Genomic DNA, 11,872 nt, shown 5'->3' with positions numbered 1-11,872 from the left:
TTCGCATAAGTGCGCAGTTTGACCCGGAAGATTCCGATTGATGCCAACAGCAGGGTATCGTCAGACTGTGGTCACTGTTGACCCTTCACGTCCAATGGAAATAACGACTACCTGATGCCAAAATTACGCCTGATTGGATTGACCTTATTTGCGCTTAGCGTGTCCCTGGGAACCCACGCTGAGGAAAAACGTTATGTTTCCGACGAACTGAATACCTGGGTCCGTAGCGGACCGGGAGATAATTACCGCCTTGTGGGCACGGTGAATGCCGGCGAGGAAGTGACCCTGCTGCAATCCAATAGCGATTATGGTCAGGTGCGCGATAGCACCGGGCGTACCGCGTGGATCCCTCTCAAAGAACTGAATACCCAGCCCAGCCTGCGCACCCGCGTACCGGAACTGGAAAACCAGGTCAAAACGCTGACCGATAAACTCAACAATATCGACAATACCTGGAACCAGCGCACTGCCGAGATGCAGCAGAAAGTCGCGCAGAGCGATGGGGTCATTAGCAGCCTGAAAGATGAAAATCAGAAACTCAAAAACGAGTTAATTGTGGCGCAAAAAAAAGTGAATGCCGCCAATCTGCAACTGGATGACAAACAGCGCACCATCATTATGCAATGGTTTATGTATGGCGGCGGCGTGCTGGGCGCAGGCCTGTTACTGGGCCTGGTGTTGCCGCATATGATCCCCACCCGCAAACGCAAAGATCGCTGGATGAACTAAGCACATTAGCCATCTTCTCTACACTTACGTATTATCTGTCGGCAAAATAAGTGAGAGGAGTGGCGGGTGAAGAGTTATCTGGTCGGTGGTGCAGTACGCGATACGTTGTTAGGCCTGCCAGTCAAAGACAGAGACTGGGTGGTAGTCGGCGCCACGCCGGAAGAGATGCTCAACGCGGGCTACCAACAGGTAGGCCGTGATTTTCCTGTGTTCCTGCACCCGAAAAGCCACGAAGAGTATGCCCTGGCACGCACCGAGCGCAAATCGGGCGTCGGCTATACAGGATTCACTGTCCATGCGGCACCAGACGTTACGCTTGAGCAAGATTTGCTGCGCCGCGACTTAACCGTTAACGCCCTCGCACAGGATGAAAACGGCAACATCATCGATCCTTTCAATGGTCAGCGAGATCTGCACAATCGGGTCCTGCGCCATGTCTCCCCCGCCTTTGGCGAAGATCCTTTACGCGTTCTGCGCGTTGCGCGCTTTGCTGCCCGCTATGCGCATCTCAGTTTTCGCATTGCCGATGAGACCATGGCGCTGATGCGCGCCATGACAGACGAGGGTGAACTGGCGCATTTGACCACCGAACGCGTATGGCAAGAGACGGAAAATGCATTGCGCACCCGTAACCCGCAGGTCTACTTCCAGGTACTGCGGGATTGCGGCGCGCTGGCCGTTTTATTCCCGGAAGTGGACGCGCTGTATGGTGTTCCCGCGCCCGCGAAATGGCATCCGGAAATCGATACGGGCGTGCATACACTGATGACGCTGACAATGGCGGCCATGCTCAGCCCAGACGTGGATGTGCGTTTTGCCACGTTGTGCCACGATCTGGGCAAAGGGTTAACCCCCAAAGAGCTGTGGCCACGACATCATGGTCATGGCCCGGCTGGCGTAAAATTGGTAGAAGGGCTGTGTAAACGGCTTCGCGTTCCTAATGACATCCGCGACCTGGCAAAACTGGTGGCGGAGTTTCACGATCTGATCCACACCTTCCCGATCCTGTTGCCCAAAACCATCGTGAAATTGTTTGATTCTATCGACGCCTGGCGTAAGCCGCACCGCGTCGAGCAAATCGCGCTGACCAGTGAGGCAGATGTGCGCGGTCGTACCGGGTTTGAAGCCAGCGATTATCCGCAGGGGCGTTTATTGCGTGAAGCCTGGGAAGTGGCGCGTGCGGTGCCAACCAAAGCGGTGATTGATGCGGGTTTTAAAGGCGCGGAAGTGCGCGAAGAGCTGACCCGTAGACGGATAGCAGCCCTTGCACACTGGAAAGAGCAGCGTTGCCCTCAGCCGAAAGAGTGAGGGCGCAACGCTTATAAAAAGACCAGATAGACAACCGCAGCGACGATAAAACGGTAAATCGCGAAGGGGATAAACGAGATACGTTTAATCACGTGCAGGAAGGTTTTGATGGCAATCAGCGCCACAATGAACGCTGTAATAAAGCCAACGGCGAACATCGGGATATCACCGGTCGTGAGGAACCCCATACTTTTATAGAGATCCAGCACCGTGGCCCCCATCATCATGGGCACTGCCAGCAGGAACGAAAACTCAGACGCCGCGTAACGGCTTACTCCCATCAACATCCCGCCGGAAATGGTGGCGCCGGAACGGGAGAAGCCCGGCCACAGCGCCAGGCACTGGAAGCAGCCAATCATAAAGGCCTGACGATAGGTAATATCATCAACCCCTTCCGCGCGCGGAACCTTAGGTTTCAGAACTTCTGCGGCAATCAACAGTACACCACCCACCACCAACGCATAGGTCACGGTCAGCGGGTTAAACAGCGACTTGATGGTATCGTGGAAGACCAGCCCGAGCACCACGGCCGGAACCATGCCGAGCAGAATATGCCCCAGTGTCAAGCGGCCTGTACCGGTGCCTTCATGGGGCTGATGACCGAAATGAATACCAATTAAACCAAACAGGCGTCGCCAGAACATCACCACAACCGCCAGAATCGACCCCAGCTGAATCACCACCTCAAAGGTTTTTGCCGTATCGCCCTCAAATCCCAGTAAATGCCCTACGATAATCATATGGCCGGTACTGGAGACCGGCAGAAATTCGGTAAGCCCTTCAACGACACCCAGAATGGCTGCCACCAGCAACGAATGCATATCGCCCATCAAATAAACCCCTAAGAAAGCTATAAAAAACGGCTTACCCCGCAGAGAAGCCGAAAATGCCGTTATCTATGACCTGAATACTAGCGCTTGGTTTAATTATTATGAATTTAAATACTTTCTTTCGGATTTAAGCCACGCTCAATGATCACGCCTACGTTTAGCGCGCGCGCGACCGCGCCTGGTTTGCTGAGTTTGATGCGCACCCACGGCGACTGAAAGCGCGCCAGCAGCAGGTCTGCAACCTCTTCCGCCACACGCTCCACCAGTGCAAAACGCCCGCCTTCAACATGACCGACAATCACATCGGCGATATCGGCATAGCTCAGGCAATCCTTCACATCATCGCTTTTAGCGGCTTTGCGGTTATCCCACGCCATTTCGATATCGAACACCAGCTTCTGTTCAATGGTCTGTTCCCAGTCGTAAACACCAATTGTGGTGATAACTGAAAGCTGCTCAATAAATACGATGTCCATTACACCTCGCCTGCTATTGGGTTACACACTTCTTGCTTCAGGCCGCCGCTTTCCTGGCGATCCGTCAGATTTTGCGCATTCCCTGGATACCACTTTCCGGAATTTATGCGTATTATCCACGGATGCAGAGAATAAAACGACATTTTCACAACGGAACAGCGTTATGAGTGCAATCGCGCCCGGAATGATCTTCCTCGCGTACCTTTGCGGCTCAATTTCCAGCGCAATTCTGGTCTGCCGCATCGCGGGTCTTCCGGACCCACGCGAGAGTGGCTCCGGAAACCCCGGAGCGACCAACGTATTAAGAATTGGCGGCAAGGGAGCAGCCGTAACGGTACTGATTTTTGACGTATTGAAAGGCATGCTGCCGGTCTGGGGCGCATACGCGCTGGGCATCACGCCATTCTGGCTAGGCCTCATCGCGATAGCTGCCTGTCTTGGGCATATCTGGCCCATTTTCTTTAAGTTTCAGGGCGGTAAAGGTGTGGCCACAGCATTTGGCGCCATAGCGCCAATTGGCTGGGATTTAACAGGTGTGATGGCGGGAACCTGGCTGCTGACGGTGCTGCTAAGCGGTTATTCCTCCCTGGGCGCGATTGTCAGTGCGCTGATTGCCCCATTCTATGTCTGGTGGTTCAAACCGCAGTTCACTTTCCCGGTGGCGATGCTGTCGTGCCTGATCCTGCTGCGCCACCACGACAATATTCAGCGCCTGTGGCGACGCCAGGAAACCAAAATCTGGACCCGGCTCAAAAAGAAAAAACGGGAAGAGTAGGAATGTTGCCCGGCGCGCAAATAGCAACCGGGCTGTCATAGATCACGCCGCAGGTAGCTCCGCCAGCGGCCAGCGAGGGCGAACAGTCACGCCAAGCCCGGCGTCATTCCCCACTTTCAGGCGCACCATCCCCGCATAAGCAATCATCGCGCCGTTGTCGGTGCAAAACTCCGGACGCGCATAAAAGACCTCACCGCGACGCTTTTGCATCATCTCCGCCAGTTTTGCGCGCAAGGTCCGGTTGGCGCTCACGCCGCCCGCCATGACAAGGCGCGTAAAGCCGGTTTGATCCAGCGCGCGCTTGCATTTGATCATCAGTGTATCGACCACTGCATCTTCAAACGCACGTGCAATGTCGGCGCGGGTTTGCTCATCGTCGCCATTACTTCGAATGGTGTTCGCCGCAAAGGTTTTCAGACCGGAGAAACTGAAATCCAGCCCGGGACGGTCAGTCATCGGGCGCGGGAAAACAAAACGCCCCGCCGTTCCCTGCGATGCGAGTTTTGACAGCATCGGGCCACCAGGATAATCCAGTTCGAGCAGTTTCGCCGTTTTATCAAAGGCTTCGCCTGCCGCATCATCAATCGACTCGCCCAGCAGTTCATAATGACCAATGCCCGTGACGCTAATCAATTGTGTGTGACCGCCGGAAACCAGCAGAGCGACAAAGGGGAATGCCGGGGGATTCTCTTCCAGCATCGGCGCCAGTAGATGCCCTTCCATATGGTGAACAGGGATAGCCGGAACATTCCAGGCAAACGCCAGTGAACGACCGACGGTCGCGCCGACCAGCAGCGCGCCAACCAGCCCCGGACCGGCAGTATAGGCCACCGCATCAATATCTTTTGCGGTTAATCCGGACTCTTTCAGCGCAGCCTGAATCAGCGGTACGGTTTTGCGCACATGGTCGCGGGATGCCAGTTCCGGCACCACTCCGCCGTAATCGGCGTGCAGTTTTACCTGACTATACAGTTGGTTGGCTAAAAGCCCTTGTTGATCGTCATAAATTGCGATGCCGGTTTCATCGCAGGATGTTTCAATGCCCAGTACGCGCATGGCTCTTTTTACCTCGTTGCAATACCGCGCAGTGTAGGGCGAATGCGGGTCGATGTAAAACTTTGCTCACCCCAGGTGAGGAGTTCGTGTATACTCCCCACCCTTATGAAAGTCCCTTTCAAAAAGGGCGGAGGTGCTTTACAAAGCAACAGTAGTTGCAGTAAAATTCCGCACCATTTTGAAATAAGCTGGCGTGAACGCCAGCGGCAAACCGATTTAATCAAAGGTGAGAGGCACATGCCGGTAATTAAAGTACGTGAAAACGAGCCGTTCGACGTAGCTCTGCGTCGCTTCAAGCGTTCCTGCGAGAAAGCAGGTGTTCTGGCGGAAGTTCGTCGTCGTGAATTCTATGAAAAACCGACTACCGAACGTAAACGCGCTAAAGCATCCGCTGTGAAACGTCACGCGAAGAAACTGGCTCGCGAAAACGCACGCCGTACTCGTCTGTACTAATCTGTTGAGGGCGCATCGCCCTCAATTGCAGACCGAGTTGTAGTTGTAAGGCCGTGCTTCCGAAAGGAATGCGCGGCTTATTTTCGTTTATAAGCAGACATATTCTACGGACTTCCGGTTGCATCACAGCGACCTGAACGACAACGAATATAAATAAACGGGGCCTATGGCTGGACGAATCCCACGTGTTTTTATCAATGACCTGCTGGCGCGCACCGACATCGTCGATCTCATCGACGCGCGTGTAAAGCTGAAAAAGCAGGGCAAGAACTACCACGCGTGCTGTCCATTCCATAACGAAAAAACCCCCTCTTTCACCGTAAATGGTGAAAAACAGTTTTACCACTGCTTTGGTTGCGGCGCGCACGGTAACGCTCTCGACTTCTTAATGAACTACGACAAGCTCGAGTTCGTCGAAAGCGTCGAAGAACTGGCGGCCATGCACAACCTTGAAGTGCCTTTCGAAGCAGGCAGCGGGCCAAGTCTGATTGAGCGCCATCAACGGCAAACGCTCTATCAACTGATGGACGGCCTGAACGCATTTTATCAGCAATCTCTGACGCAACCTGCCGCTGAACCTGCGCGCCAGTATCTACAAAAGCGTGGTTTGAGCAGCGACATCATTGCGCGGTTCGCTATTGGTTACGCCCCACCCGGCTGGGACAACGTGTTAAAGCGTTTTGGCGGCAACAGCGAGAACCGCCAATCGCTGATCGACGCAGGTATGCTGGTAACGAACGATCAGGGACGCAGTTACGATCGCTTTCGCGAGCGGGTCATGTTCCCCATTCGCGATAAGCGTGGCCGGGTGATTGGTTTTGGCGGGCGTGTATTAGGTAATGATACGCCCAAATACCTGAACTCACCGGAAACCGATATTTTTCATAAAGGCCGCCAGCTGTATGGCCTGTATGAAGCGCAGCAGGATAACGATGAACCGCAGCGACTGTTAGTCGTCGAAGGCTATATGGACGTGGTGGCGCTGGCACAGTATGGCATCAACTACGCGGTAGCCTCGCTGGGAACGTCGACAACGGCGGATCATATCCAGTTGCTGTTCAGGGTGACGAAAAACGTCATCTGCTGTTACGACGGCGACCGTGCAGGTCGCGATGCCGCATGGCGAGCGCTGGAAACGGCGCTGCCGTATATGAGCGACGGTCGCCAGCTACGTTTTATGTTTTTGCCGGACGGTGAAGATCCGGACACGCTGGTGCGTAAAGAAGGTAAAGAGGCGTTTGAAGCGCGGATGGAGCAGGCTCAGCCGCTCTCCACGTTTCTGTTTAACAGCCTGTTGCCACAGGCAGATTTAACCACGCCGGACGGTACAACGCAGTTGGCCGCGCTGGCGCTGCCGTTAATCAACCAGGTGCCGGGCGAAACATTGCGCATCCAGTTGCGCCAAATGTTGGGTAATAAGATTGGTATTTTCGATGATGCACAGCTTGATCGATTAATGCCAAAACAGGCGGAAAACAGCGTGGTCCGCCCCGCTCCTCAGCTAAAACGCACAACCATGCGTATACTGATAGGGCTATTGATCCAGAACCCGGAGCTGGCGCCAGCGGTGCCTCCACTCACCGGCCTGGATCAATCCAGACTACCTGGGCTTGGCTTATTTGCAGAACTGGTCAACACTTGTTTGTCACAGCCAGGACTGACCACCGGGCAGTTGTTGGAACATTACCGCGGCACAAAAGAGGCCGCAACACTTGAAAAACTGTCAATGTGGGACGATATAGCAGATAAGGACATTGCGGAAAAAACGTTCACCGACGCACTCAATCATATGTTTGATTCGATGCTTGAACGGCGACAAGAAGAGTTGATAGCTCGCGATCGCACACACGGTTTAAGCAGCGAAGAACGCCGGGAGCTCTGGCAGTTAAACCAGGAACTGGCGAAAAAGTGAATTCAACGGCTTAAGTGCCGATAATCGTTCGGGTAGATCCCGACAGCCGCGATGAGGGCCAGCGGCAAAAATATAAATACACCCTCGCGTTAAATGTTGGCGGTTTATTTCGCCGACCGACACCAACCCTCATGAATTTAAGTGTGGATACCGTCTTATGGAGCAAAACCCGCAGTCACAGCTGAAGCTTCTTGTCACCCGTGGTAAGGAGCAAGGCTATCTGACCTATGCCGAGGTCAATGACCATCTGCCGGAAGATATCGTCGACTCCGATCAGATCGAAGACATCATCCAAATGATCAACGATATGGGCATCCAGGTGATGGAAGAAGCACCGGATGCCGATGATCTGTTGCTGGCTGAAAACTCCAACAACACCGACGAAGATGCGGAAGAAGCTGCTGCGCAGGTACTTTCCAGCGTTGAGTCTGAAATCGGGCGGACAACCGACCCGGTGCGTATGTACATGCGCGAAATGGGTACCGTTGAACTGCTGACCCGCGAAGGCGAAATCGACATCGCTAAACGTATCGAAGACGGGATTAACCAGGTTCAGTGCTCCGTTGCCGAGTACCCGGAAGCCATTACTTATCTGCTGGAACAATACGACCGCGTTGAAGCAGAGCAAGCGCGTCTGTCTGATCTGATCACCGGTTTCGTCGATCCCAATGCGGAAGAAGACATGGCGCCTACGGCGACCCACGTCGGTTCTGAACTCTCCAGCGAGGAGATGGACGACGATGACGATGATGAAGACGAAGATGACAGCGACGATAACAGCGATGACGATAACAGCATCGACCCGGAGCTGGCGCGCGAGAAATTCGCCGAACTGCGTACCCAGTACGAACTGACCCGCGACACCATCAAAGCAAAAGGCCGCAGCCACGCTGCCGCTCAGGAAGAGATCCTGAAGCTGTCTGAAGTGTTCAAGCAGTTCCGTCTGGTACCAAAACAGTTCGACTACCTGGTTAACAGCATGCGCACCATGATGGATCGCGTGCGTACCCAGGAACGCATCATCATGAAGCTGTGCGTTGAGCAGTGCAAAATGCCGAAGAAGAACTTCATTACGTTGTTCACCGGCAATGAAACCAGCGAAACCTGGTTCAACGCTGCGTTGGCCATGAACAAACCGTGGTCGGAAAAACTGCATGAAGTGACGGAAGAAGTACAACGCGCACTGCTGAAGTTGCAACAGATCGAAGAAGAAACCGGCCTGACCATCGAGCAGGTTAAAGACATCAACCGTCGCATGTCCATCGGCGAAGCGAAAGCCCGCCGTGCGAAGAAAGAGATGGTAGAAGCGAACCTGCGTCTGGTTATCTCTATCGCCAAGAAATACACCAACCGCGGTCTGCAGTTCCTCGATCTGATTCAGGAAGGCAACATCGGTCTGATGAAAGCGGTAGACAAGTTTGAATACCGCCGCGGCTATAAGTTCTCCACCTATGCAACCTGGTGGATCCGTCAGGCGATCACCCGCTCTATCGCGGATCAGGCGCGTACCATCCGTATTCCGGTGCATATGATTGAGACCATCAATAAGCTCAACCGTATCTCCCGCCAGATGCTGCAGGAAATGGGGCGTGAACCGACGCCGGAAGAGCTGGCTGAGCGCATGCTGATGCCGGAAGACAAAATCCGCAAAGTGCTCAAAATCGCCAAAGAGCCTATCTCCATGGAAACACCGATTGGTGATGATGAAGATTCGCATCTGGGCGATTTCATTGAGGATACCACCCTCGAGCTGCCGCTGGATTCTGCCACGACTGAGAGCCTGCGCGCTGCCACGCACGATGTTCTGGCTGGCCTGACCGCCCGTGAAGCGAAAGTCCTGCGTATGCGCTTTGGTATTGACATGAATACCGACCACACGCTGGAAGAAGTGGGTAAACAGTTTGACGTTACCCGCGAACGTATCCGTCAGATCGAAGCGAAGGCGCTGCGCAAACTGCGCCACCCGAGCCGTTCTGAAGTGCTGCGTAGCTTCCTCGACGATTAAGTTGTTATGCCGTAATGCTAAAAGGCTTCCAGCGATGGAAGCCTTTTTTGTTTCCTCTCCAACGCATTAAAGTCCTCGCGTGACCAGTGCCTCATCCAGTTCCCGGTAAGATTGCACCAATTTATCCAGCGTTGCGCGGTTGAGCCCGCTGGGGTTCGGCAACACCCAAACCTGCGTGACGCCAATGGTAATAGCCTGTTTGCCCCAGGGCGCGCCGCGCACGCTGAATGCCTGCTCAAAGGCATTTTTACCGAGGATCGCTAACGCAGCTGGTTGGTAATCTTCGATCTTCTTGATCAGTTCCCTGCCACCGTTACGCAGTTCATGAAGATCCACTTCGCTTGCCTGCACGGTCGGGCGTTCGACCAGCATGGTGATACCACAGCGAGTATCAAGCAGATGCCGTTCATCTTCCGGGCGCAACAAGGTATCAGTAAAGCCCGCCTGGTGGATCACTTTCCAGAAGCGATTCCCCGGGTGAGCAAAGTGAAAACCCGTATGGGCGGAAGACTTGCCAGGGTTGATACCGCAAAACACCACCCGCAACCCCGGCTCCAGAATATCGTGGATCATACCCACCTCCTGATGAATGCCGTAAAAGCCAGTATAAGAGATTGAAAATAGGTTGTTTATAAAAACATCAGCCAGGCGATTCCCGCTGGATTGCGTGGGTAAGTTACTTTATAATTCCCCGCCACGGCCCCTTAGCTCAGTGGTTAGAGCAGGCGACTCATAATCGCTTGGTCGCTGGTTCAAGTCCAGCAGGGGCCACCAAATTTTCTAATTACCTTCAATAAGTTACCTGCATTTTCTTAATGTAATTTGTTTTACCTTTTCCTCGAATGTCTCAAAAGTGTCTCACCGTCATAACGGTGCTAAAGATTTACGATTTGTTTTTCACTGGCGCTTTACCTGTCGTAAATGGAAATTTATACAAAACTCAATGCTTGCGCCGAAGTGATTTCAGCACATCATAAATCTCCGCCGTTTTCCCTTCCCCAATATCGTTGCCCACCCTCACCGTAAGAACGATAAACGCCCCGCGTTATAGAAGAAAAATATAAGCAAAAAAGCCTGTCAAATTATAGCCCTGCGGATTTGCTATTTACGGGGCCAACTCCTAATCTTCCATCATCGGGACAGTTGACGATGTACTGGACCAGGCGAGTACAGGCGTGAAGATTGCTGTTCAGAATGGGGAGATAATGCCGTGAATTTCCAACCCAGATATGCAAGTAGCGAGTCTCCGGATCCGGTTCAGGCAGTGGCCGAGTTTGCTGAACAGATCGGTCACGACGAAATCGAAACCGTTATTTTCTTCTGCTCTCCGGATTATGATCTGGAGGCTCTAGGCCGGGCGTTAAAAAGCACCTTCTCCTGTCCCTGCATCGGTTGTACTTCCTCAGGTCACATTGGCACAGAAGGTTTCCAGCACTCCGGGCTACTGGGGCTTGGATTAGGCGGTGGTTTTCGCGCCCGCACTTTTATCATCCACCCGCTGATTGAATACACCGCCGTCATCACCGACATTGCCGAAACCATTCGTCGCGACAGTCAGGAGAGACCCAACCTGCACCGTTTCGGCCTGCTGCTGGTCGATGGTCTTTCGATGGCCGAAGAACGTCTTGTCGCGAACCTGTATCAGCAGATAGGCAATGTTCCTATCGTGGGGGGATCCGCAGGCGACGATTTACGTTTCGAAAAAAGCTACGTCTATGATGGTAACGGGCATTTCGTCTCTGATGCCGCCGTTTTTGCCGTTATCGAAACCAGCTCTCCGGTCGCCACCTTTAAGATCCAGCATTTCGAACCCAGCGACGTGGAACTGGTTATCACCGAGGCCGATGCCGAGAAACGGCTTATTCTTGAGATCAACGGCGAACCTGCCGCACAGGTGTATGCGGAGTCTCTTGGCCTGACTGTCGATGAATTAACACCAACGGTCTTCTCCCGAAACCCGCTGGTTCTCTCTTTCGGCGACGAGCCTTACGTTCGTTCGATCCAGAAAATGAACGCGGACCTCTCTCTTACTTGTTATTGCGCCATTGAAGAAGGGTTGATCGTGTCGATTGGCATTGCCGAAGATCCCATTCAGACCTTTAGCCAGGCCTTTGACAAAGTGCGTGAAACCATTCCGGATCCCGCTGTCATCATCGGCTGTGATTGCATCCTGCGCCGTCTCCAGTTCGAAAAAGAGGGGCTTGAGCAACAGATCGGCGAAATTATGGTGCAGAACAGGGTGGTGGGGTTCTCAACTTATGGCGAGCAATATAACGGGCTGCATGTAAACCAGACATTTACAGGTGTTGCCATTGGAGGTTAACCATT

At 53.4% G+C, this 11,872-nt stretch carries 11 protein-coding genes and 1 tRNA gene; 8 read left to right on the top strand and 4 right to left on the bottom strand.

Annotation, left to right across the window (positions count from 1 at the left end):
- Window positions 1-114: 114 nt before the first annotated feature.
- Window positions 115-729 (top strand): TIGR04211 family SH3 domain-containing protein, encoded by a 615-nt coding sequence (locus O9K67_RS03390; protein WP_061493093.1) that lies wholly within the window; start codon window positions 115-117, stop codon window positions 727-729.
- Between the two features lie 66 nt (window positions 730-795).
- Complete coding sequence (locus O9K67_RS03385) at window positions 796-2,037, top strand: multifunctional CCA addition/repair protein (protein ID WP_061493092.1); 1,242 nt, start codon at window positions 796-798, stop codon at window positions 2,035-2,037.
- 11 nt (window positions 2,038-2,048) lie between these two features.
- Here the strand turns inward: O9K67_RS03385 and bacA are convergent, their stop codons facing one another.
- On the bottom strand, window positions 2,049-2,867 hold the full coding sequence (bacA, locus tag O9K67_RS03380; RefSeq protein WP_061493091.1) for an undecaprenyl-diphosphate phosphatase: 819 nt from the start codon (window positions 2,865-2,867) through the stop codon (window positions 2,049-2,051).
- Between the two features lie 107 nt (window positions 2,868-2,974).
- Window positions 2,975-3,343 (bottom strand): bifunctional dihydroneopterin aldolase/7,8-dihydroneopterin epimerase, encoded by a 369-nt coding sequence (gene folB / locus O9K67_RS03375; RefSeq protein ID WP_061493090.1) that lies wholly within the window; start codon window positions 3,341-3,343, stop codon window positions 2,975-2,977.
- 163 nt (window positions 3,344-3,506) lie between these two features.
- Here folB and plsY point away from each other — a divergent pair, with 163 nt between their 5' ends.
- Window positions 3,507-4,118, top strand: coding sequence for a glycerol-3-phosphate 1-O-acyltransferase PlsY (gene plsY / locus O9K67_RS03370; protein WP_061493089.1), 612 nt, complete (start codon window positions 3,507-3,509; stop codon window positions 4,116-4,118).
- A 42-nt stretch (window positions 4,119-4,160) separates the two neighbouring features.
- On the opposite strand, the gene tsaD is transcribed toward plsY, so the two are convergent.
- Entirely contained in the window at window positions 4,161-5,174 is a 1,014-nt protein-coding gene (tsaD, locus tag O9K67_RS03365; protein WP_061493088.1) for a tRNA (adenosine(37)-N6)-threonylcarbamoyltransferase complex transferase subunit TsaD, read from the bottom strand.
- A 237-nt stretch (window positions 5,175-5,411) separates the two neighbouring features.
- On the opposite strand from tsaD, the gene rpsU reads away from it, so the two are divergent.
- The 3 genes from rpsU (at window position 5,412) to rpoD (ending at window position 9,544) form a co-directional block, all read left to right on the top strand.
- A complete protein-coding gene (gene rpsU / locus O9K67_RS03360; protein WP_001144069.1) occupies window positions 5,412-5,627 on the top strand; it encodes a 30S ribosomal protein S21 in 216 nt (71 codons plus the stop codon).
- Between the two features lie 166 nt (window positions 5,628-5,793).
- Window positions 5,794-7,539, top strand: coding sequence for a DNA primase (gene dnaG / locus O9K67_RS03355; protein ID WP_061493087.1), 1,746 nt, complete (start codon window positions 5,794-5,796; stop codon window positions 7,537-7,539).
- A gap of 157 nt (window positions 7,540-7,696) precedes the next feature.
- Window positions 7,697-9,544 carry an RNA polymerase sigma factor RpoD gene (rpoD, locus tag O9K67_RS03350; protein WP_061493086.1) on the top strand — a complete coding sequence of 616 codons (1,848 nt, stop codon included), beginning with the start codon at window positions 7,697-7,699 and terminating at the stop codon, window positions 9,542-9,544.
- A gap of 66 nt (window positions 9,545-9,610) precedes the next feature.
- Here the strand turns inward: rpoD and mug are convergent, their stop codons facing one another.
- Complete coding sequence (gene mug / locus O9K67_RS03345) at window positions 9,611-10,117, bottom strand: G/U mismatch-specific DNA glycosylase (RefSeq protein ID WP_061493085.1); 507 nt, start codon at window positions 10,115-10,117, stop codon at window positions 9,611-9,613.
- Window positions 10,118-10,242: 125 nt separating this feature from the next.
- On the opposite strand from mug, the gene O9K67_RS03340 reads away from it, so the two are divergent.
- Window positions 10,243-10,318: transfer RNA gene (locus O9K67_RS03340), tRNA-Ile, on the top strand.
- 436 nt (window positions 10,319-10,754) lie between these two features.
- On the top strand, window positions 10,755-11,867 hold the full coding sequence (locus O9K67_RS03335; protein ID WP_061493084.1) for an FIST N-terminal domain-containing protein: 1,113 nt from the start codon (window positions 10,755-10,757) through the stop codon (window positions 11,865-11,867).
- The last annotated feature ends 5 nt before the right edge of the window (window positions 11,868-11,872 follow it).

This window comes from Kosakonia oryzendophytica, from assembly GCF_027886705.1.
GTDB lineage: Bacteria > Pseudomonadota > Gammaproteobacteria > Enterobacterales > Enterobacteriaceae > Kosakonia > Kosakonia oryzendophytica.
Note: the sequence above shows the minus strand (reverse complement) of the source record. Positions and strands in the feature narration are given on the sequence as shown.

Coding starts and splice junctions, on each gene's coding strand:
- dnaG (WP_061493087.1), top strand. CDS start 5,794: ATGGCTGGACGAATCCCACGTGTTTTTATCAATGACCTGCTGGCGCGC.
- mug (WP_061493085.1), bottom strand. CDS start 10,117: ATGATCCACGATATTCTGGAGCCGGGGTTGCGGGTGGTGTTTTGCGGT.
- rpoD (WP_061493086.1), top strand. CDS start 7,697: ATGGAGCAAAACCCGCAGTCACAGCTGAAGCTTCTTGTCACCCGTGGT.
- tsaD (WP_061493088.1), bottom strand. CDS start 5,174: ATGCGCGTACTGGGCATTGAAACATCCTGCGATGAAACCGGCATCGCA.
- folB (WP_061493090.1), bottom strand. CDS start 3,343: ATGGACATCGTATTTATTGAGCAGCTTTCAGTTATCACCACAATTGGT.
- O9K67_RS03390 (WP_061493093.1), top strand. CDS start 115: ATGCCAAAATTACGCCTGATTGGATTGACCTTATTTGCGCTTAGCGTG.
- plsY (WP_061493089.1), top strand. CDS start 3,507: ATGAGTGCAATCGCGCCCGGAATGATCTTCCTCGCGTACCTTTGCGGC.
- rpsU (WP_001144069.1), top strand. CDS start 5,412: ATGCCGGTAATTAAAGTACGTGAAAACGAGCCGTTCGACGTAGCTCTG.
- bacA (WP_061493091.1), bottom strand. CDS start 2,867: ATGGGCGATATGCATTCGTTGCTGGTGGCAGCCATTCTGGGTGTCGTT.